Origin of the sequence: Salinispirillum sp. LH 10-3-1, from assembly GCF_030643825.1 — a bacterium.
Lineage (GTDB): Bacteria > Pseudomonadota > Gammaproteobacteria > Pseudomonadales > Natronospirillaceae > Salinispirillum.
The window spans coordinates 563,796-585,861 of record NZ_CP101717.1; the positions used below are offsets into that span (position 1 = coordinate 563,796).

Here is a 22,066-nt window from a genome sequence, read left to right on the forward strand (position 1 = left end):
CCTGAGAAATGAGCAAAAACGGTATGGCGGTGCAGAAGCTGTTTGGTGGTCTATTGTTAGCGTTAACGGTGTTGTGTTCTTCGGCGCATAGCCGCGAACTGACCATTTCAACCGGTGGCTGGCCGCCGTTTTTGACCGAAGATCAGCGCCACCAGGGCTTTATTGCGCACCTGATTACCGATGTGTTCGCTGACGTTGGCGTCACAGTGCAATTCGAATTCACCCCTTGGACGCGCGCTTACCAAGAGACGTCCCTTGGCCGCTATGACGCAACCGCGGTATGGATGGATGCGCCAGACCGCCACGCCGACTTTATCTACAGCGAACCAGTGCTGAACGAAACCTTTGTGTTTTTTCATCTGAAAGACAAACCCTTTGATTGGGCGAGTTTTGGTGATCTGCGGGGGATGTTGATTGGTGGTGTGCTGGGCTATAGTTATGGCGCGGGTTTTGACGCCGCACTGGAAGCCGAGGTGTTCCGTATGGAGCGGGTGCGCAATGACGAATTAAATTTTCTTAAGTTGCTGTCTGAGCGCATTGATGTGTATCCCCAAGAAGTCAATGTGGGCTATTACGCGTTGCGTCGTGACCTACCGCCGGAAGACGCCGAGCGCGTTACCCATCACCCGACACCACTGTTGGTGAATCAAAGTTTTCTGCTTTTGCCGCGCAGTGTGCCAGACAGTGCCGAACTCGTGACGCTCTTTAATGCGAGCTTGCAACGCTTTCGCGACGACGGACGGTATCAAACATACTTCGATGCCTTTGATCGCGGCGAGTATGAGCTGTCAAACTAGCCCGTTGCCAGCTGTTCGTCTGCTATTAATACACCTATGATGTCCTAATTCTTTGGATGGGCCTTGCCTGTTTTACGGGCCCAGCACCAGCCGACTAATTGAGGTTTTGCATGAACCCACTGCGTTTGCTTGACCGCATGAAGTATTTACTGGAACGCCAGCTCATCAAGGGTGTGGGCTTCCAGTTGTTGGTGGTCATGTTCATCATTTCTTTGGTGTCGTTGTTGGGTGGTCTATTGGTGCTGGCTGATCAGGAATTTGCCAATGCTGGTGAGTCGGTATGGTGGGCTTTTTTGCGCTTAACCGATCCCGGTTACTTGGGCGACGACGAAGGGACTTGGAAGCGCGTGATATCGACACTGCTGACGGTGGCCGGTTACGTGCTCTTTATGGGCACCTTGGTGGCGATCATGACGCAGTGGTTGATTGCCCGCTGGCGTGATTTAGAACGCGGCCTAACGCCCGTTTCAATGAAGCATCACATAGTGGTGTTGGGCTGGAGCAACCGCACGGTGCCCTTGGTGCGAGAGCTGGTCAGTACCCGAGGCCGGATGCGGCGTTTTTTGCAACTGCACGGTGCGCGTCGCATGCGCCTGGTGATCATGGACGATGATATCACCGTCGAACAGCATCATACGCTGCGCCGTGACGATGTGATTGGCAGCCGCGTCAGCGACATCGTCTTGCGGTCTGGCTCGCCAATGAACATCGAGCATTTGGTTCGTGCCTCCTGTAACACAGCGGCGGCCATTATTTTGCCCAGCGCCTTTCAGGGGCCACAAGCGCTGGTGAATGCTGATGTAGAAACCATCAAGTCGCTGCTGTCTATTCGCAGCCAAACGCATGGCGGCCAAATGCCCTATGTCGTCGCGGAACTGCAAGATGTGCGGCACACCGGTGTGGCTCGGCGCGCCTACCCTGGCGAGTTGGAGATCATCACCGGTGATGCTTACGTCAGTCGCTTGCTGGCTCAAACCATCAGACGACCGGGTTTGTCATTGGTGTATCGCGAACTCATGACGCAGTCACCGGGGCAGAAACTCTATGTGCGACACCTGCCCGCGTTGGAGGGTAAGGCGCCCTCCGAACTACGACGCTCATTTAGGCAAGCGGTGTTCTGCGGCATCTTGCGCGTGAACGATGACCACAGCAGCGCGGTGCTGACCATCGATGAGCGGGAGGTGCTGGGCGAGCACGACCATGTGGTGTTGCTGAGTGGTGACTATAGGGAAACGGAACCACAAAAGCCGGTGGGGCCGCCGATACCGTTGGGCAAACACGAATGGGTTGAAAAACGCCCCTTCCAACATCGCATTTTGATTCTAGGCTGGAACCGTAAAATCCCAATGTTTTTGCGTGAGCTGACCACCTACGCCAACGAGCGGTTTGTTGTAGACGTACTCTCAACCATGAGCCCAGGTGGGCGTGAAGAACTGACGCGTGCGGCGCTAGACGGTCAGACACAGGTTACCTGTGCGCATGTACAAGCTGACTATACGTTGGAAGCGGAGTTGGCCGCACAGCATCCGGAATCCTACGACCGTATTGTCCTGCTTGGCAGTGATCGCGTGCAGTCCGGCGCTGAAGCCGATGCCAGAACCATGGTGGGGTATCTGTGTTTAGAAAATGTGTTGGCACAGCACCACAAGCGACCGCCGATCATTCTTGAATTAAATGATGCGTATAACGAAGCTCTGATGATTCACAACGACAGCGAAGTGATTCTGAGCCCTATCTTGGTCAGCCACTTGCTTGCGCAGGTTGCTCTGCGGCGCGAACTGAAACTGGTGTACGACGAATTGTTTACCGCCGGTGGGCCGGAGATTGTGTTCCGGCACGTCCCGGAAGCCCTGTTAAACACTGACGTGACGCAGCAAGCGTTGGCTGACCAACTTTGGCAGCGCGGTGATACCTTGCTGGGCATTTATCGTGATGCGCAAGGCGAGAAGCCCGCCAGCCTTGAGCTGAAACAGGGGGCGGAGCAGCGTGTTCGACTGGAAGCGGATATGCGGTTGGTTGTCATCACGTATTAGGCCAAAATGATGGCCTGTTTTTAGATTAATGACTGAAGAAAAGAAGGGTTAACGAATGATCATCGAACGTCATGAAACCAGTGCGCGCATGAGCCGCATTGTGGTGCACAACAATACGGTTTATTTGTGTGGCCAGGTTGCGGAAGACCGCCAAGCCGACATCACCGGACAAACTGAAACCATGCTGGCCAAAGTAGATGCCTTATTGGCGTCTGTCGGGAGCGATCGCCAACACATCTTGTCCGCTACGCTGTATTTGAAAGATATGGCGTTGTTTAAAGACATGAACGCGGTGTGGGACAACTGGGTGCCTGAAGGTTATGCGCCGGCGCGGGCGTGCGTCCAAGCCAGCATGGCCAGCCCTGAATTGCTGGTTGAGATTTCAGTGATTGCTGCTATTCCTTCGTAAAATCTTTACTTGAGACTGAAAAAACTAGGTTTCAGTCCTCTCTATGATTTTTACTTATTGCTCTGTGTGTAGGCTTTGTCGTGCGGTTTTGATCGGGGTCTGGTGTCGCAACGTTGCTCATCGTTAGGCTCCCTCGAACCGCATTCCTGATGCCATCTAAAGTTGCGAGCTTCTTCAGGAGTCCCTGTTGCATGAACACCACCATAGATATCTTATTGGCTCACCGTTCCATTCGTAAGTTTACCCAGCAATCTGTTGACCAGTCCGTCGTTGAAACGCTCGTGCAGGCTGGGCAGGCGGCGGCTACGTCCAGCTTTATTCAAGCCTGTACAGTCATTCAAATCAGTCAGGGTGCGGCGCGTGACCGGCTCGCTGAGCTGTCGGGGAATCAAGGGTATGTGGCGACGGCTCCTGTGTTCCTGGTGTTTTGTGCTGATATGCACCGGCATCATCTAGCCTGCGATATGCACGGAGCACCCATGCAAGCAGGCTATACCGAGCAGTTTCTGACCGCCTCGGTCGATTGCGCGTTGTTTGCCCAAAATGTCACCGTGGCGGCGGAGTCGTTGGGCTTGGGTATTTGCTACATTGGCGGGCTGCGCAATCAGATTGCGGACGTTGGTGACCTGTTGGAACTGCCCGAGTTGGTGTATCCGGTGTTCGGTTTGTGCATCGGCTATCCTGACCAAAACCCTGAAGTAAAACCCCGCTTGCCGTTGCCCGTGGTGTTGAAACACGAACGTTACGACGACAGTGCTGATCGCGCGCATTTAGCCGAGTACGATGCCCATGTGCAGGCGTACTATGAGTCGCGGACCGGCAACAACAAATCCATGACGTGGACCGAGCAAATCTCCGGTATGCTGCAGAAAGAAGCTCGTCCGCACATGCTGCCGTATCTGCAGGAGCAAGGTTTTCTTTTAAAATAGTCTACCCATTTTGGAGTCCGTAATATGGCAAAACCTTGTGACGTTGCCGATTACAAAGAGCTGGCGAAGCGCCGCGTGCCGCGGATGTTTTATGACTATGTCGATTCGGGGTCGTGGACGGAGTCGACCTATCGTCGTAATGAGAGTGATTTTGAACGCATTCTGCTGCGCCAGCGCGTAGCGGTCGACATGACCAATCGTTCCACCGCCAGCACGTTGGTGGGTCAGCCGGTCACCATGCCAGTGGCTTTGGCACCGACCGGCCTCACCGGCATGCAGTACGCGGATGGGGAGATTCTCGCCGCACAAGCCGCCGAAGCTTTCGGTGTGCCGTTCACCTTGTCGACCATGAGCATTTGTTCCATCGAAGACGTCGCAGCACACACCACCAAGCCTTTCTGGTTTCAGCTCTACGTGATGAAAGACAAAGAGTTTGCTGGGCGTTTGATTGATCGTGCAAAAGCCGCTGGGTGCAGCGCGCTAGTGCTGACGCTTGATCTACAGATTCTCGGGCAGCGGCATAAAGATCTACGCAACGGACTCAGTGCGCCACCGAAGTTTAATCTCCACAGTGCATGGCAAGTAGCTACACGCCCGCGTTGGGCTCTGAAGATGCTGACCACGAAACGACATTCGTTCGGCAATATCGTTGGTCACGCCACCGGAGTGACCGATCTGTCGTCGTTAGGTGCATGGACGGCTGAGCAATTTGATCCCAAGCTGTCATGGAGTGATATCGAGTGGATCAAACATCGCTGGGGCGGCAAACTCATCATCAAGGGTATTCTCGATCCGGAAGACGCCAAACTGGCGGTTCAAGCGGGTGCGGATGCCATCATCGTGTCAAATCACGGTGGGCGTCAGCTTGACGGCGCATCGTCGAGTATCGCCATGTTGTCCAGTATTGTGGCGGCAGTCGGGGATCAGATCGAGGTGCACATGGACGGCGGGGTTCGTTCCGGCCAAGATGTATTGAAAGCCGTGTGCCTCGGCGCCAAAGGCGTCTACATTGGCCGCGCTTTCTTGTACGGTTTAGGTGCTAATGGGCGTGAAGGCGTTGCGGATGTACTTAACATCAACCACAGGGAACTCGACGTCACCATGGCACTGTGCGGTGAACGCTTGCTCGGCAACCTAGGCCTGCATAACCTGCAACAGCCGACGCTGTTTGGCTGAACCCAAGTAAAAGAGGATTGATGAGTGCGTATTGTCGAACTGGCGAAATTAACCGGCGCATCGCTGAAAGCCATTCGGCTGTATGAAGCCAAGGGATTGTTGCCGCTGGTGGCGCGCGATGGCAGCTATCGGCGCTATGAGCACCGTCATTTGGAGCAAGCGTGTTGCGCAGCGGCAGGACAGAGCGCAGAATAGCGCTCCTACCTTAACCCATTGGACAGCATTGTGGTCAATTTGGCGTTGCTGTCGGTCTTTGTGCCGACGTTTTTCTTCGTGTCTATCACCCCTGGCATGTGCATGACCTTGGCCATGACGTTGGGCATCACCATTGGCGTCAAACGGACGCTGTGGATGATGTGGGGCGAAATGCTGGGCGTTGCCTTGGTTGCTTTGTTGGCCGTGCTAGGGGTGGCCGCGGTGCTGCTCACTTACCCACAGTTGTTCGTGGCTTTTAAGTGGGGCGGCGGGGCGTATCTGCTCTTCATCGGTATTCAAATGTGGCGCTCACGCGGCAGTATGGCCATCCCTGAAACCTCGGCCGACGTGCGCGTTACATCGCGCGGTCAGTTGTTTGTACAGGGTTTTGTGACGGCGGTAGCCAACCCCAAGGGTTGGGCTTTTCACATTGCGCTGCTGCCACCCTTCATTGATCAGTCGTTACCCTTGTTTCCGCAGTTGGCGTTTTTGCTCGCCATTATCGTGCTGCTGGAACTGGTGTGCATGCTGGCCTATGCCAGCGGTGGTAAGGCTATGCGGTATTTTTTGGCGCAGGCAGCCAATGTACGGGTACTGAACCGAATCGCCGGGAGCCTGATGATCGGTGTGGGCATTTGGCTCGCGGTCCTTTAGTGAGGCTGCAGTTATTAGTAAGGCAAGTGTTATCACTGTTTACATCCAAACCAATGGGCGTATCGTACAGTCTTACGTTCTACATCAATTAACAAGGAGATACCTCGATGGCAACCGTAACTTTGCGTGGCGCACCCTTTGAAACCATTGGCGACTTGCCGCCCGTGGGCACCCAAGCTCCCAACTTCCAGCTCACCGCAAGCGACCTCAGTGAAATGAAACTGAGCGACTTCGATGGCAAGCGCGTCGTACTGAATATCTTCCCCAGTGTGGACACCCCCACCTGTGCAACGTCGGTACGGAAATTCAACGAAGCCTTGAGTGGCTTGGACAACACCGTTGTGTTGTGTGTGTCGGCCGACTTGCCGTTTGCGCAGGCGCGCTTCTGCGGCGCTGAAGGTCTGGACAAGGTGAAGAACGCCTCAACGTTCCGCAGCTCGTTTGGTGACGACTACGGCGTAGCTTTTCGCAATGGTCCGTTGGCTGGCTTGCTGTCTCGTGCTGTCGTGGTATTGGATGAACACGGTCGCGTGCTGTACACCGAGCAAGTAGCAGAAACAGGTTCTGAGCCAAATTACGAAGCAGCCATTGCTGCTCTGTAACCCGTAGCTCAGAAGAGTGCCCAGCCCAGCGCGATATCAAACGCTGGGTTGAGGCGCGGATTCAAATCATCACGATCATCGAACTCCCACAGCAACTCTGCGCCATAGCCAATATCCAGACGAAAATCGCCCATTACCTTGACCCAAGTCCAGCGACTGTAAGTGCGCAGCGAGCTTCGCTGGCTTGCGCAACTGAACAGCAGGCAATCGTCATTGGTTTCAGGCCGGAAGTCTTGCAGTGCGGTCACGCCCGTTGCCAGATACCATTGTGGGTACTGTTCACTGAGCTGCTTTTGCCATTGTAAGTTCACCCCCAAGCTTTCTAATTCATAACCAGCCAATATGCGGAACTGCAAGGCTCCAACTTGGCCATCGGTCATGGTTGAAAGGCCGAGCGCCTGCGTGCTGGCGCTGGTGGTTGGCGCATAATGCCAATACCAATTGCGCTCCGCAAAGGCAGAGCTGCTGGTCAGCACGTACAACAACAGCCCTAGAATACCGAGTTTCAGTTTCATAGCTGCCACCCTAGGCTGAACTCATAAGTCGGACAGATCACACAGGTGATCTCACGGTAAAATTCACCTACGCCGGTCTGCGCGCCGAGGCCAACGGACAGCGATACAGGGTCCCAGACCCATTGATACGACTGCCGCGCTTTGATGCGACCCGATACCGTGAGCTCACCGGTATCGCGAGTGACTATGTCGGCCTGTACCATAACATTGGGGTGCCAGCCGTTGGTCAGTGGCCCATCGCGATAAAAGTCGACACGCAAGGCAGGCGAAAATACCCGCACTGAGTCATTGAAGAAGGGCCAGCCGTCCGAGTAGTACAAGCCGAGCGACCAGGTGCGCTGCTCTTGCCAGGCAAAATCCAACTCAGCATTAACGCTGCTGACGAGGGCGGCAAATACCGGATCACTGCGTACCCGCAGCAATTCCGCCTGCACGTGGGTGCTGGCTACGAAGAGAAAGAACAAGCAGAAACGAATGCCATGACGCATCAAATAAATCCTCAGAATTGCCAGCCCAAACTCAGCCGTGCGTTAGGCCATAGGGTCCAGTTGTCCAATGTGTCGTCCGGCTGGGTTGACGCTTCCCGTTCGTACTTGAGCTGTGGCCCCAAACTGAGTGTGAGATTGAACTCGTCCCAGTTCCATTGGTAGTTGCTGAGCATGGCAACGCTGTATGAGGATTCCACAGAGGACGAATTCAGCGCGCCGGTCTGGGCATGCAAACCGGCATGCCAGCCGTTTTCGTCTCGGCGTTGCCGATAAATATTAACCTGTAACCCCCATTGCACCTCGCTGAGATCAGCCTGGGCGCGTACATTGGGCATGAGGGTTATGCGTTGGGTAACGGGTACTTCAAGGGCTAAATCAGCGATGCCGACGAAGATATAAAGAGGCTGGGTGCGCACATTCACTGCAGCGGCTGGTACGGCCAGGCAGGTCGACAGGCATAGCACAAGAAAGATGGGGCGCATGAAGAAGGTTCCTTGGCGGGATGTGTCGTTCAGATGACGTGAAACATGCGTGGCCTGTCAGGGCATCGTAAGCGACGCAGTTGTGTGCTCAATACGCGCTATAATAGCCAAAATGCTGCAATGCTGTATACAGGCGAAACATGACCGACGCTGATTGGCAGTCCCTCTAGTAGATCAAAAAAATGATGAAGGTAACAATGAAGATAACGTGGTGTTTAAGTATGGCGGTGGTCGGTCTATTGGTCGGTTGCAGCTCCAACAATGAGCCGGCAGCCAGTGCAGAAGGTGCTAGCAATGCGGTGAGCGCCATTCAGACGGTGCAGGGCGAAGCCCATTTTCTCGAACGCATTGGTATGCCACCCGACACCTATTTGGTGGTGCAACTTATCGACCTAGGGCTGTCTGATCCCGGACGTGCCCTGATCGCAGAACACCGGTTAACCGATGTTGGTAATCCGCCCTATGCGTTTGCCTTGGACTACCAAGCAGAGCGCCTGCAAGATGAGCGTGAATACGGCCTGCAATTGTCTTTGTTTGGGCCGGATGACCGCCTGCAGTTCCGTACCCCGGCCGCTATCCCACTCGGGGCAGAACAGAACGTACTGAACGACATTCGCTTGGTACGTGCAGTGGACGCGCAGCCGCGCGATGACGTAGCCACCACACGCCGCCAGCAAGCTTATCAGTGTGGTGATTTGCGCATTGAGGTTGACCACGCCGGTGCGGATCGCTTGCTACTGACTTTGCCCGATCGTGATCTCGTATTACGCCCAGCCATCTCGGCCAGTGGCGCGCGCTTTGCTGCGGACGATCATGTGTTTTGGAGTAGAGGTGAAAGTGCAGCTCAAATCACCATTGACGGTGTAGTAATGTCGTGTGACGTGACAGAGGGGCGTTCGCCTTGGGCTGAAGCGCGGGAGCGCGGTGTACACTTTCGTGCCGTGGGCAATGAGCCGGGCTGGTTGATCGAACACCTCGCGGGTGAGCGTGCCCAACTGCGCCTGTTGCTTGATTATGGCGTACGCGAATTGATTGATAGCGATACGCAAGTGGATGCTGATCAGGCGGGCTATCGTGCAACGTTTGACGGCAAAACCGCGGTCATTACACTGACCAAGAAGACCTGCACCGATACCATGAGCGGGCAGGATTTTCCGATGCAGGCCGTGTTAGCCTTCGACGGTCAAACATTGACCGCTTGCGGTCGCTTTCTACACGAGTAACACAAGGACTTTGCCGATGGCGGATGCTCTGACGCGCTGTGGCTGGGCGCAAAACAGCCCGAATGAAACACACTACCATGATACCGAGTGGGGTGTGCCACAGTATGACGATAGGGTGTTGTTTGAGTTCTTGCTCTTGGAGGGTGCACAAGCGGGACTGAGCTGGTCGACCATCTTGAACAAACGCGAACACTACCGGCTGGTGTTTGATCAGTTTGATGCCACGCGCATCGCCGAGTTTGACGCGGCCAAGGTGGCTGAGCTATTGGCCGATGCTGGCATCGTGCGCAATCGTTTGAAGGTGCAAGCCGCGATCACCAATGCGCGGTGCTTTCTTGCGGTACAGCAGGAGTTTGGTTCCTTCTCGGCGTACATCTGGTCTTTTGTCGGAGGGCAACCCATTGTGAATCAATGGAAGGCCATGTCAGAGGTGCCGGTTACCACGCCGGAATCCGACGCCATGAGCAAAGATCTGAAGAAACGTGGGTTCAAGTTCGTCGGCAGCACCATCTGCTACGCCTATATGCAGGCCACCGGGATGGTCAATGACCATCTGGTGAGCTGCTTTCGTTACCCAGAGGTGGCGGGCTGAGTGGACGCCTGTGCGCGCAATAGGTCGAGGTAGTCTTCTGGGGGTTGTGGTCTGAACAGGTAATAGCCCTGTCCAGATTGGCAGCCCCACGCTTCTAACATCGCTAGTTGCTCGGCTGTTTCAATGCCCTCGGCGGTAGCGCAGGTCTGTAAGTCCAAGCTCAGTCTGATCAGTGACCGGCACAGCGTACTGTGAGTCACATTGGTGGCTAGGTCACTGACAAAAAGCCGGTCGATCTTGATCTCGTTCGGTGACAGGCGATTGATGTTTTGCATTGAGCTGTAGCCAGCACCAAAGTCATCAATTGAAATACCAAAGCCCGCGGCCCTCAATTGGTCGGCGTTTTCGACGGCAATGGCCTTGTCGCCAATGGCGGTTGTTTCGGTGATCTCTAATACGAAACGGCTGGGTGCTACACCTTCAGTCGTGCACAAGGCAATGGCCTCGGTGGCAAAGTTAGCCTGTAGCAGGTCACGAGCGGAGATGTTCAAGGCTAAGGTTGTATCGCCGAGATCGGCTTCGTGCGCTTTTACCCAGCGAAAGGCTAATTGCATGACAACGCTGGTGAGTTTGAATATTAGCCCGACTTGCTCAGCCAACGTAATGAACACGTCCGGTGGTACTTGCCCTAGTTCCGGGTGATGCCAGCGCAGCAATAGTTCGCCACTAGTAATGCGTCGGGTCGCTAATTCCACCTTGGGCTGAATCAAGAATTGAAAGTTTGCTGCGTGAATGGTCGCACTCAAGGCTGCCACCAGTTGCAGCTGTTGACGCTGGTGCTGCATCAAGCCGGCTTGGTATTCGCTCCACAGAGCACTAGAGCGCCAGTTTTCATCGGCTGCCATCTGTGCCTTTTGATACAGGGTTATTAGATCCAGCTCCGCCTCAACGGTGTGCGCAACGCCGATGGAAAAAAGCTGCTTAAACTCTAACTCGTCGAGACGAATCGTTTTGTTTAGCGCGGGTTCTATGGTCCGTATAACGCTTGAAACCTTGCTGATATTGCGACACAGAAACAGCAAATGGTCTTGGCCCATATCAATGATACTAGCTTTTGTTCCGTTCGGCAGACGGTGTTCCTGAATACCGGGAATTGCCAGTAATGTTTGGTTCAAACGCTGCGCCAGCAGTCCGGTCGCTTGCTGGGTTTTGCCGGGGCCTACGGCTTTGCTGAGGTCATGCAGGCCGGCTAGGTGAATTAGGATCAGGGTGACTTTATCGCTTTTGCTGCGGCTATTGCCTTGCGGTACCAGTTCATTGAGAAAATACGTACGATTCGGTAAGCCCGATACCGGGCTGGTCATCATCTGCAAGTTCTTTTCTTGCTCCAGGTGGCGCGCCCGGAATGCCAAACTCAGGGTAAACCCGAGCAGCTGGATGACGGTACTGACCACTAAGGTGTACTCAGTCACTGTATTGAACGGTAGGCTGCCGTGGAAAATAAGGGAGCCGACCATGGCGCCAATAATAAACAGAGACCAGGACGCTAAATACAAGGCGGCTGGGGCAAAGCCTTGTTTTATGGCTTTGATCGCCCAAACAATGCAGAGCACCGATAACGTGCCCTGGATCACCACGAAAGGCGTCGCATACAGATACTCGGGCAGCAGAAGGCTGGCTGCCAGGGCGAGCGCAAAAAACACATGCGCCGGTCGATGGTAATGGCGCCATTGAGGCACCCGTTCATAGAGTTGCAGAAAGAGGTAAGTAAAGCTGTAGATGCTCCATGCGGAGAGGGTATATAGAGTCAGGATATTGGCCGCTAACCATTGATTGAACGCCATCGGCCAAAACCAAGGACCGAAGCCTTGGGTGACGCCGATGCTGAGAAAAACCGAGACATGGAAAATCGTGTAAAGCCCATACGCGGGATAGCGTGCGAGCAGAAATACCACGATGTTGTGCAGCAGCAGTATTACCAGCGCCCCGGCGGCGGCGCCCCACAAGCGAAAGCGTCTCTCGGTAACGGCACGGTATTCACCGGGTTCTAGCAGTCGAAAAGGAAACAGCAAGGGTCCGTCACTGCGCTTGCGCACTAACAGTTCGGTAGGCTGTCCAGCGGCTCGTTCAATTTCAAACCAGATGCCAGAGTAGCGCACTTCTGGATCCCAATCTTGAGTGTCGCCGCGTTGCCAGTGCTTGGTTAACCGGCCGTCTTGTATCAGATAAAAATCCAGCTCATCGATCATATAATTGCTGAGTGACAGCACCAAAGACTCATCTTTTTCTGTCGCTGGAAAAGAGAATCGATGCCAGTACGTCTCACGGGAAATCTGGTTGGATTCAGCGAAGGTTTCGGGGGAAAAATTCAGTTCATGCAACGCTGTCAGTGGGTCAAGGCGTCCGCCGGGTTCTGCGGCTGTTGGGACCGGCACCTTGACGTATTCTGCACCAGCCGACCATTGCTGGGCGTGACTGCTCCCGGCAGTCATCAGCCAAAACAAAATCAGCAGTCCTGTGCAGTAGACTGTCCGCATGCGTGAATCCTTGGGTAAGTCGTCTGTAAAGTTAGATGATGGAAGTATAGTCCAGGGACCAATTAAATACAGTGGCGGCCAGGTTTAGCGCGACATTAGGGGCACGCCACCAATTTGTTTGGCCAGATAGTTGGCGTACTGATCGGTTTGCTGGGTCACGTAATCCAGAATCCGTAGATAAATTTGGTACAGAGACCACTGAGCGTCCGGGGCATCGTCACGCATCAAATCCAACACGCGTTGGGTGCGGTAGCTTAGCTGATCACCCTGGCGATCATGCAACTCATGTCCGGCGCTGAGAAAGGCGTGCAGCAGGGTGCTGAGCGTGGTGTAGGCCCCGATTTCCACTTCGGTTTTGTGGGTGTCTTTAAACACCTTCTGCTTGGCCAGATTTTTAGCCGCCGAGATACCCTCTTGAATGTGCGCCGGGCAGTAGGCCAGTAGATCGCCCGCCAGTTCGCCGCGCATAATCACATCTAACTGAGCCATAAACGCATCGGCGACGGCGTCTATCACCGCTTGCATGGCTTTGCCGCGCAAGGCTGCCAGTTGACGCAGCGGAGCAACCTGAACGTCGCTCTGTGCACTGCTGATATCGAGTTCGGCCTGTGGGTTCAAACGCAGCATGATGGCTTGGACTTCGGCGAAATTCAGAATGCGTAGATCAACCGCGTCTTCTAGGTCAATAATGGCGTAGCAGATGTCGTCGGCCGCTTCCATCAGATAGGACAACGGGTGGCGACACCAGGCGTGCTCGCCGCGCGGCAATAAGCCCAAGCGACTTGCGACGTGGTTTAGGGTGCTTGCTTCGTGTTGGAAGCAGGCGAATTTACCTTTGGCGTTTTTGTGGGCCACTGTCCATGGGTACTTCAGCATGGTGGCCAAGGTTGGATAGGTCAGGCGTAAGCCACCGCGAAACAGGTGGTATTCCACTTGGGTAACAATGCGAAAGCCTTGCGCATTGCCTTCCCAGCTGCGCAAATCGTCGCGCTCGCGTTCGTTCAAGGGCGCCAGCAAGTCGGCGTTCTGCGGCTGCTTAAACCAGTCTTGAATGGCGAACTCACCGGCGTGCCCAAAGGGTGGGTTACCGATGTCGTGCGCAAGGCAGGCCGACTGCACAATGACACCGAGGTCGTCCGGCTGAATCCAGTCAGGCAGTTCATCCTGAATGCGTTCGCCGACTTTCAGGCCCAGCGAGCGACCCACACTGCCGACTTCGACACTGTGAATCAAGCGGGTGTGTACATGGTCGTTCAGTGACAGCGGATGTACTTGTGTTTTACCACTGAGGCGGCGAAAGGCGTTGGAGAAGACAATGCGGTCGTAGTCTTTATGGAAATGACTGCGCCCCAGTTCATGCGGCTCTAGGGCCGAATGCCCATGCCGTTCGCTGCTGAGCAATTGATGCCACTGCATGCGTTGCGCCTGATTCTGGTTGTCATTGTCTGGCATCGTGCGTCTCCAAAGGGTTGATCAGCGCTGAGGAATCAGCGTTAACTGATATTCCGTAATGCCCGGCAAGAACGGTGATGGCTCTCCGGTAAGCCAGTCGTCGTGCCCTTTGCGGTAGTATGGGCTGAGCAAGTGTCCTGTTTGGCTGGTCGCCATATGAAAGATGCCTTGCGCTTCCTGTCCCGGAGCCACCACCATGCGCAAGGCCGCGCCATAGTTTCCACCCTGAACCAGAGGTGTAAAGGTATCGCCGCCGACGGCTGCGCCGGGTAAGTTGACGATCCACCGTAGTATAGGATATTGCGCACTTAACGGGTGCTGAAAGCTGAGCCTGTTCAGACTGCCCCAAGAGGCATTTTCAAGCAGCACGGTTTCCGGCTCTAAACTGCTCAAAGCCTGCTCGGCTGCACTGATGAACAAGTCTTGCCATGTATCGTGTGCGGGGTTTAGAAGGTGTTCGGGTTCCGCCGTCACCATCGCCCACAAGGGGTACTCAATCGCTTGCGTAACGCGCTCGGTCACAAAGAAGTGGGCGTTGCCTTCTACATAGTAAAACGCAGGTCCCAGGGCGCGCTCCAGTACGGCGGCTCGATACGCCCGCACCAAGCGATAAGACACGCTCTCGGCTTCCGCTCGGCCGGTCCAATCCGACAGCGCCTGAAGCAGGGGATCAGCGGCGGGCGATGCAGGGGCTGTCTGGCTTAAATGGTCATGCCAGCGCTGCAAAAAAGCTGCGTTGTCATCGCGTAGCAGCCCCAGCATATCGAGTTCAGACGGGCGGTCGGTATTGTTTAATGAATCGGCAATGAGGTGTGCCCGCACCCCTAGCGCATAGCCACCGTTGCCCAATTGGCTGAGGTCTGCCAGGGGTTGATTGTTGGCGCTCCACAGACGGTCACGATTGGTAAATTGCGGATTATTGGCGAGATAAGCCGTCCACCCGGCGTTGTCAGACCAGTCTTGGGGCAGGTGGGAATTGGGAAGCGTGCGGTTTGGCAGTGGGCCCGTGGTGGTCCACGCAAGCTGGCCTTGGCGGTCGGCCAGCAATAGGTTCTGGCTGGGTATGCCCATGCCGCGCCAGCGCAACGCGTCGGTCACTGTGGTGGCTGTTTCAAGCTCTAAAAGATCAAAGTTGGCCCCCGCGCTGTCGTGCGCTACCCAGCGCAGCGCCAACCAGTTGCCGTCGAGATCCTGCCCAATAACCGGGCCCCAGCGGGTCAGGCGTACACGCAAGGTCTGGTTGGTTGTGCCTCGAATACGGATCACTTCGTCTTGGTAAGTAAACGCCTCCCAGCCATCCGGGGTAAGGTAGCGCTCACCTTCGCTGGTTAGGCGAATCACATCGCTGACGTCCGCCATGCTGTTGCTGAACGTCCAGGCTATCTGCTCGTTGCTGCCTAGTATCATGGCGGGTGTGCCGGGCAAGGTAGCGCCGCGCACCACGCTGTCATTGAGTGGCAGTATCCAGTTGGCGCGATACCATAGATTGGGTACGCGCAGCGCCACATGGCTGTCGCCAGCGATCATGGCATGGCCGTGCAGCGTCAGGTTGCCGGAGACACCCGCGGCATTGCTGCCCGTTTGGGTGTGTTCGGGCACTGGGTGACGGTCTACTGGAACGGCAAAGGCGTCTTGCCACGATGTACTGGGCAGTGGGGGCGGAGTATTGGGGATGGGGGTTAAGCCTGCTTCCCAATCACCCGTTTGCCAGGTTAAGAACTCGAACCAGTCGGCGGGTAGCAGGTGCTGCATGGCATCTAGGCTGCGCTCGCGCTCGCCTTGACCATCTTGCAACTCCAAATACATGGCATAGATAACCAATGCCGAATCGGCCGGTGTCCAGGGTTCTGGTGCTTGGCGCAGCACCAGGTATTCCAAGGGGGGCTGATTGAGCTCAGATAAGCCTTGATTGGCGCCATCGGTGTAAGCGTCTACGATGTTGCGCTGCCGCTGCGGCAGTTCTTGAATGACTCGTTCGGCGCGGCTTCTGAACTGGTGTGGGCGACTCAAGCGATCTTGCGGCAGGGCAATAGAACCCAGCAGTTCCGACAGTTCGCCGGCCGCTTGGCGGCGTTGCATGTCCATTTGGAAGTAGCGTTCTTGGGCGTGCAAATAGCCGAGCGCGTAGGCGATATCTTCGCGTGTACTGCCCCGAATGGTTGGAATGCCTTGGGCGTCGCGCGCGATCTCCACGCGAGCCTGCAGCCCCGGCACTATGTTGTTGCCGTCCAGTCGTGGCAAACTGCCATGCAGGTACAGGAAAATCGTCATGGCGATTGTCGAGACCAACACCAACAGGGCCAGTAATAAGTTTTGCAGAATGCGGCGAGCCAGGGGCATGTGGCGGTCTTGGGTCTTTGGATAATAAGATGGGCGCAGTGTAACACGTGCTGAGAAGGCTCTGAACCTTTGTACAGCGCTTGTTTACCCAACGCGTGCGCCCAGCAAGCGTGCAATGGCCGCTGGGTTTTTTTAGCGCGCCCAAGTACACTGTGCCGCAATAGTAATACCCGGAAGTGGATCGCGTAACTTATGACAGACATCATCATCGACCAGGACGGCGTTGAACGCATTTCGCTGGCTCAGTTCACTGAGAAAGCGTACCTCGACTATTCCATGTACGTCATCCTGGACCGTGCCTTGCCGCACATCGGCGACGGCTTAAAGCCCGTTCAGCGCCGTATTATCTACGCCATGAGCGAACTGGGTTTAAAGAATACCTCGAAGTACAAGAAGTCAGCCCGTACCGTGGGTGATGTGTTGGGTAAGTTTCACCCACACGGTGACAGCGCCTGCTACGAAGCCATGGTGTTGATGGCCCAGCCATTTTCATACCGCTATCCGTTAGTAGACGGGCAGGGCAACTGGGGTTCGCCGGATGATCCTAAGTCGTTCGCCGCCATGCGTTACACCGAATCCCGGTTAGCGGCCTTTTCTGATACGCTGTTGAGCGAACTGGGTCAGGGCACCGTAGACTGGGTGCCGAACTTTGACGGCACCATGGATGAACCCGAGATCTTGCCGTCGCGCTTGCCCCACGTCTTGTTGAACGGCACCACCGGTATCGCGGTGGGTATGGCGACCGATGTGCCGCCGCACAATTTGCGCGAAATCGTTTCCGCCTGTGTGCACCTGTTGGATGCGCCTGAGGCCACCACGCAAGATTTGATGTTGCATGTTAAAGGGCCGGATTACCCGACTCGCGCGGAAATCATTACACCGCGTGAAGATTTGGAGAAAATGTACGAGACCGGGCGTGGCAGCATTCGTGCTCGCGCCATCTACGAGGTGGATGACGGCGATATCATCATCACTGAGCTGCCGTTTCAGTCGTCACCGAGTAAGGTGTTGACACAGATTGCGGCGCAAATGCAGGCCAAGAAGCTGCCAATGGTGACTGACTTGCGTGACGAGTCGGACCATGAAAACCCGACGCGCTTGGTGATTACGCCACGCTCCAACCGCATCGACGTCGATGGCCTGATGAACCACCTGTACGCGACCACGGACTTGGAAAAGAGCTACCGCGTAAACCTTAACCTGATTGGTTTGGACGGTCGCCCCGCGGTGCGCGATCTGCGCGGCATCCTCAGTGAATGGCTGACCTTTCGCCAAACCACGGTGCGCCGCCGCTTACAGCATCGCCTGGATAAGGTGAACGACCGCCTGCATATCCTCGACGGTTTGCTTGTGGCTTATCTGAACATCGACGAAGTCATCGCCATCATTCGTCATGAAGACGAGCCGAAAGAAGAATTGATGCGCCGCTTTGGGCTGAGCCCGATTCAGGCCGATGCCATTCTGGATTTGAAGTTACGTCATTTGGCGCGCCTGGAAGAAATGAAGATCCGTGGCGAGCAGGACGAATTGCAAGCCGAACGTGAGCGTCTGGAAAAGATTTTGAAGTCCGATGCGCGTCTGCGTCAGTTGATCAAAAAAGAATTGTTGGCCGATGCCGAAGCCTTTGGCGATGAGCGTCGCAGTCCCTTGGTGGTGCGCCGTGAAGCGTCTGCATTCAGCGAAATGGACCTGATGCCGAACGAGCCGGTGACCGTGGTGTTGTCCGACAAAGGTTGGATACGGTCTGGCAAAGGTCACGAGCTGGATGCCGAGGGTCTGAGCTACAAGTCAGGTGATAAATTCCTTCTGGCGGCGGCGGGCCGCTCGAACCAGTCGACGGTCCTGATTGACCACACCGGCCGGGCTTATTCGTTACCGACTCATACGCTGCCCAGTGCGCGTGGTCAGGGCGAGCCGGTATCGGGACGCCTGACACTGCCACCCAGTTGCCAGTTCAAAGGGTTGCTATTGGATGACCCTGAAACCCTGTACCTCATTGGCAGCACCGCCGGATATGGCTTTGTAACCAGCTATGAGCAGATGCTGGGTAAGAACAAGAACGGTAAGGCGTTGCTGACATTGCCCGCTGGCGCACAGGTACTGCAACCGCGTCGGATACAGGATTTGAACCACAGTTTAGTGGCAACCGTTACCAACGAAGGTCGCCTCCTGCTGTTCCCTGTGCGTGATTTGCCGCAGCTGGGTAAGGGCAAAGGCAATAAGATGATCAACGTACCGGCTTCGCGGGTGGTGAGTGGTGAAGAATTTGTGATCGATATGGCGATCCTGGCACCCGATCAAGCCTTGGTATTGCAGTCTGGTAAGCGCTCACTGACGTTGAAAGGTGCCGACTTGGCACACTACATCGCTGAGCGTGGTCGGCGTGGGAACAAACTGCCGCGTGGATTCCAACGCGTGGATGGCATGAGTCTGGGCTAGTGTCTACACTAGACTGAGGATGAGCCCTTAAGTATGAGGGCTCTAACGTTTCCATTCATCGAGGTGGTGTAATGACGATAAAAGCTGAGATCAGCAACTTCTACGAAGACTTGGTGGTGGACTTCCTGATCAACGAATACTCGGATCAGGGCTTTAGCAAGGACGAGTTCAATGACATCGCCTGCCTGGCTTTGAATCATTTGCCTGCACGTTATTATCGGCATTCGGTGGACATGGCATTTTTCCTGACCACGCCAGACCGTGTCGAAATGCGTGAGCGTGTGCAAAAAGCCGTGGATGAAGCCGTACTGCAAGTGCTTGCTTATCGTGACGAGTCTGACGACATCACCTGAACATAGGCTTCCTGTCGAGGCAATACCTCGGGTTTGCTGATGCCATAACCTTGGCCGAAATGCACCCCGAGGCCCTTCAAGGCAAACTCCAACTCTTCGTTTTCAACAAACTCAGCGATGGTTTGTAAGTTCATGCTCTGCGCCACTTCATTGATCGACTTCACCATGGCGTAGTCTGAAGCCGTGGTTAACATGTTACGCACAAAGCTGCCGTCAATCTTCAGATACCGTACCGGCATGTGTTTCAGATAGCTGTACGAAGAATAACCAGTGCCAAAATCGTCCAGTGAGAACGAGCAGCCAATGGCACTCAGCTCTGAAATAAACTGCTGGGTAATATCGATGCGTGTCACTGCCATGCTCTCGGTGATTTCAAAACAGATCTTCTCGAATGGAATGCCGTATTCCGCGAACTGGGTGCGAATAAAGGGCACAATTTCCGGCGAGCTGAGCGACTGACCACTGAGATTTACGCTGGCGCGATGCAGGCTTGCTAATTCAAGTGGGTTGTCGCTGAGCCAGCGGAAGAAGTGAGTGATCACCCAGCGATCAATCGCCTCCATCAATCCGTAGCGCTCGGCGGAGGGCAGGAACTCACCCGGTGCTGCAATGCGGCCATCGGGCAGTTGCAGGCGCAGCAATACTTCATAGTGCTTTCCGGGTTCCTTCAGCGACAGCGGTTTGATGGTCTGCCGGGTCAGCAGAAAACGGCTTTCCGATAAGGCGCTGTAGATCTCAGTCACCCATGCCGACATGGTTTGGCGGCGCTGCAAATCAGCATTGGTTTCGGTGTAAAAACTCACTTGATTACCACCTTGTTCCTTCGATGCCTGGCAGGCTGTATCCGCGCGCGCCAAAATGTCATCCGGGCTTTGTTTGCCAGCGGTAAAGGTTGTCACGCCGATGCTGGCTACTAACTGGTAGGTTTGGCTTTGATGCAAGAAGGGTGTTGTCAAAGCGTGCCGACGCAAGCGTTCCGCCACCGCCATGGTGGCAGTCTGGTCTGACTCAGGGAGCAATATCGAAAACTCATCTGGCCCGGTACGCGCTGCCGACGCCCGCGCTGGCAGCACAGATACAATGCCATTGGCGGCCTGCATTAAGGCCTTGTCACCTTGTTCATGGCCGCACTGGGTATTGATCAGACGAAAGTTATCCATGTTCAGGCAGATCAAGCCCCATGATGCCTGCGCAGCGACTGACTGATCGGTGGCTTGTTGAATGGCGCTCAACAAACTGCGCCGATTGAGCAGCCCCGTCATGGCATCGTGCGTGGCTAAGTACGACAAGCGCTGCTCGAAGGCTTTGCGCCCGGTGATGTCGATGAAACTGCATTTGATGACCGTTTCGCGTTGATCGCCTTCCAGCCAGGCCAGTACCAGTACCCAGAGCTCCCTGTTCTCCGGGGTCAGCATGCGGATTTCGCGCCCCGGCATCTTGCCGTGTTTAAAGACCTCGTTGTGGAGGTCGGTGAAGTCCTGCGGGTCATCCAGCATTTGCGTTAAATCGGTATTGCCTGAGGTCTGCAGTTCGTTGAAATCAGTGCAATCGAAAAAGCGACAAAACGCCGGGTTGGCGTCCTGAATAAGACCCGTTTCAGTGACGGTCGCAAAACCTTCTTCAGCGTTCATATACAAGCGCTGGAAGCGCAGCAAGGTATCAATGGAGGACTGTTGGGCTTTAATGCGCTTGTCGCGCTCTCGGCGCATTTGGTTATTGAGCGACAAGTACAATAATGAAAAAGTGGTAATGGCACCGATGTGGATGCCGAAATCGGTCCATGCATTGCGCGGTAGCCACTCAAGGCGATTACCCAGCACCAAGACGATACCGACCGAGTAGGTCGCCCAAGCGTAGGTGACGGTGCGAAAGGTGTCCTTATGCAGGACTAGCCAGAGATAAGCGTTGTGAGCCATCACCACGATTGTGACCGCCAATGCGACGATCAGGGTGGGCAGTGTCAGCGCTACATACCACGGGCTGAGTGCTGCCAGCAAGGTGAGGGCAGCCAGAGCTGCGCCCGTCAGCAACAGGCGCTCACTGGGTAACAGCGGCGAGCGCTGTTTTAATTGCCGCAAATAGACCGGTGTAGCGGCCACCAATGTAATGTGGAGGCAGATGCAGATCTGCATTACCCGATGCGCAAAACCCCCGCTGGGTACCCAGGAGAACATATTGCCAAGGCCGCCCACGAACAGAAAGTAGAGGTTCATGACCAGGCCAAGCATGGTGTAGAACAGGTAGATGCGTTGACGCGTAACGGTGAACAGAAGCAGGCTGTAGAGCGAGACTATGAGCAAGACACCATGGAATAACCCCAGCAAGGTCAATCGCCAAAACCGAGTCTGCTCGTAGTGCTCACTGTGGGAGAGCAGCAGTGGGATTTGATTGTGTCCGACGTGATGCGCCGAGGTGTAAAGATAGCCAGTGGTGTGTGGGGACAAGGTAATAGGAACAGCCCAGCGTACATCCGCCAACAGGCCTTGTTCGGCGGTCCGCCAAGTGCCAGCCGAGACTTGCAGTGGCGCGGCATCGTGACCATCGACCCATACCAAATCGAATTCGCCGATCAACGGCTCCATGGCGTCGACAACTAAGGTGAGTGGCTTGTCGGTGGTATTGCTCAGCTCAACGCGATACCACAGACGCTGTTCACCTGTTGCCCGAAAGCCTCTGGGTGGGGCACCGGCTTGCCACGGGACGCCCGGGTCGGCGATGTTCTCTGGGTGCCATTGGGCCTGGTCGACCAGCAACCATTGTGCCTGTTGATTCAGCCGCTTTTCCACGAAATGCGTGTCGAGCTCTACCGGCGACACGCCGTGGGCGATGATAGACAGCGGTGTTGCCAGCAAAAAAAACAGCAGGCACTTATAGAGTGTCCGGTTCAACATGAATTTGCGTCCCAGCCTG

Annotated in this window: 19 protein-coding genes; 12 read left to right on the plus strand and 7 right to left on the minus strand. The window is 55.2% G+C overall.

The features are described 5' to 3' along the window. Positions 1–23: 23 nt before the first annotated feature. The 8 genes from NFC81_RS02495 to tpx all read left to right on the plus strand — a co-directional run bounded on the left by NFC81_RS02495 (position 24) and on the right by tpx (position 6,795). A complete protein-coding gene (locus tag NFC81_RS02495; protein WP_304995961.1) occupies positions 24–797 on the plus strand; it encodes a transporter substrate-binding domain-containing protein in 774 nt (257 codons plus the stop codon). A gap of 110 nt (positions 798–907) precedes the next feature. Next, positions 908–2,830: a hypothetical protein gene (locus NFC81_RS02500; RefSeq protein ID WP_304995962.1), complete on the plus strand. Its 1,923-nt coding sequence runs from the start codon at positions 908–910 to the stop codon at positions 2,828–2,830. Positions 2,831–2,885: 55 nt separating this feature from the next. Beyond that, on the plus strand, positions 2,886–3,239 hold the full coding sequence (locus NFC81_RS02505; RefSeq protein ID WP_304995963.1) for a RidA family protein: 354 nt from the start codon (positions 2,886–2,888) through the stop codon (positions 3,237–3,239). A 191-nt stretch (positions 3,240–3,430) separates the two neighbouring features. Further along, complete coding sequence (nfsA, locus tag NFC81_RS02510) at positions 3,431–4,168, plus strand: oxygen-insensitive NADPH nitroreductase (protein WP_304995964.1); 738 nt, start codon at positions 3,431–3,433, stop codon at positions 4,166–4,168. Positions 4,169–4,192: 24 nt separating this feature from the next. Next, complete coding sequence (locus NFC81_RS02515) at positions 4,193–5,344, plus strand: alpha-hydroxy acid oxidase (RefSeq protein WP_304995965.1); 1,152 nt, start codon at positions 4,193–4,195, stop codon at positions 5,342–5,344. A gap of 24 nt (positions 5,345–5,368) precedes the next feature. Further along, on the plus strand, positions 5,369–5,539 hold the full coding sequence (locus tag NFC81_RS02520; RefSeq protein ID WP_304995966.1) for a MerR family DNA-binding transcriptional regulator: 171 nt from the start codon (positions 5,369–5,371) through the stop codon (positions 5,537–5,539). 30 nt (positions 5,540–5,569) lie between these two features. Then, positions 5,570–6,193, plus strand: a complete 624-nt coding sequence (locus NFC81_RS02525) for a LysE family translocator (protein WP_304995967.1) — start codon at positions 5,570–5,572, stop codon at positions 6,191–6,193. A gap of 107 nt (positions 6,194–6,300) precedes the next feature. Continuing rightward, the gene (gene tpx / locus NFC81_RS02530; protein ID WP_304995968.1) at positions 6,301–6,795 is read left to right on the plus strand and encodes a thiol peroxidase; all 495 of its coding nucleotides are present in this window, start codon (positions 6,301–6,303) and stop codon (positions 6,793–6,795) included. An 8-nt stretch (positions 6,796–6,803) separates the two neighbouring features. Here the strand turns inward: tpx and NFC81_RS02535 are convergent, their stop codons facing one another. From NFC81_RS02535 to NFC81_RS02545, 3 genes are read right to left on the minus strand one after another with little or no spacing between them, the layout of a single operon-like run. Next, positions 6,804–7,310: a hypothetical protein gene (locus NFC81_RS02535; protein WP_304995969.1), complete on the minus strand. Its 507-nt coding sequence runs from the start codon at positions 7,308–7,310 to the stop codon at positions 6,804–6,806. After that, positions 7,307–7,798, minus strand: a complete 492-nt coding sequence (locus NFC81_RS02540) for a hypothetical protein (protein WP_304995970.1) — start codon at positions 7,796–7,798, stop codon at positions 7,307–7,309. The genes NFC81_RS02535 and NFC81_RS02540 overlap by 4 nt, the downstream gene beginning before the upstream one ends. Before the next feature lie 11 nt (positions 7,799–7,809). After that, a complete protein-coding gene (locus NFC81_RS02545) occupies positions 7,810–8,280 on the minus strand; it encodes a hypothetical protein (protein WP_304995971.1) in 471 nt (156 codons plus the stop codon). A 197-nt stretch (positions 8,281–8,477) separates the two neighbouring features. Between NFC81_RS02545 and NFC81_RS02550 the strand changes: the two genes are divergently transcribed. Both NFC81_RS02550 and NFC81_RS02555 read left to right on the plus strand, forming a co-directional pair. Then, positions 8,478–9,503, plus strand: coding sequence for a YbaY family lipoprotein (locus tag NFC81_RS02550; RefSeq protein WP_304995972.1), 1,026 nt, complete (start codon positions 8,478–8,480; stop codon positions 9,501–9,503). Positions 9,504–9,519: 16 nt separating this feature from the next. Next, on the plus strand, positions 9,520–10,095 hold the full coding sequence (locus NFC81_RS02555; RefSeq protein ID WP_304995973.1) for a DNA-3-methyladenine glycosylase I: 576 nt from the start codon (positions 9,520–9,522) through the stop codon (positions 10,093–10,095). Here the strand turns inward: NFC81_RS02555 and NFC81_RS02560 are convergent. The 3 genes from NFC81_RS02560 to NFC81_RS02570 form a co-directional block, all read right to left on the minus strand. Further along, positions 10,074–12,572 (minus strand): EAL domain-containing protein, encoded by a 2,499-nt coding sequence (locus NFC81_RS02560; protein ID WP_304995974.1) that lies wholly within the window; start codon positions 12,570–12,572, stop codon positions 10,074–10,076. The two genes, NFC81_RS02555 and NFC81_RS02560, sit on opposite strands and share 22 nt — an antisense overlap. Positions 12,573–12,656: 84 nt before the next feature. Further along, a complete protein-coding gene (locus tag NFC81_RS02565; RefSeq protein ID WP_304995975.1) occupies positions 12,657–14,024 on the minus strand; it encodes a deoxyguanosinetriphosphate triphosphohydrolase in 1,368 nt (455 codons plus the stop codon). A gap of 21 nt (positions 14,025–14,045) precedes the next feature. Continuing rightward, positions 14,046–16,364 (minus strand): penicillin acylase family protein, encoded by a 2,319-nt coding sequence (locus NFC81_RS02570; RefSeq protein WP_304995976.1) that lies wholly within the window; start codon positions 16,362–16,364, stop codon positions 14,046–14,048. A gap of 192 nt (positions 16,365–16,556) precedes the next feature. Here NFC81_RS02570 and parC point away from each other — a divergent pair, with 192 nt between their 5' ends. Together parC and NFC81_RS02580 are read left to right on the plus strand one after the other, a co-directional pair. Beyond that, a complete protein-coding gene (parC, locus tag NFC81_RS02575; protein ID WP_304995977.1) occupies positions 16,557–18,803 on the plus strand; it encodes a DNA topoisomerase IV subunit A in 2,247 nt (748 codons plus the stop codon). Between the two features lie 71 nt (positions 18,804–18,874). Further along, the gene (locus tag NFC81_RS02580) at positions 18,875–19,156 is read left to right on the plus strand and encodes a late competence development ComFB family protein (protein WP_304995978.1); all 282 of its coding nucleotides are present in this window, start codon (positions 18,875–18,877) and stop codon (positions 19,154–19,156) included. Here NFC81_RS02580 and NFC81_RS02585 read toward each other — a convergent pair. Further along, the gene (locus NFC81_RS02585) at positions 19,126–22,047 is read right to left on the minus strand and encodes an EAL domain-containing protein (RefSeq protein WP_304995979.1); all 2,922 of its coding nucleotides are present in this window, start codon (positions 22,045–22,047) and stop codon (positions 19,126–19,128) included. The genes NFC81_RS02580 and NFC81_RS02585 overlap by 31 nt on opposite strands. Positions 22,048–22,066 lie beyond the last annotated feature (19 nt).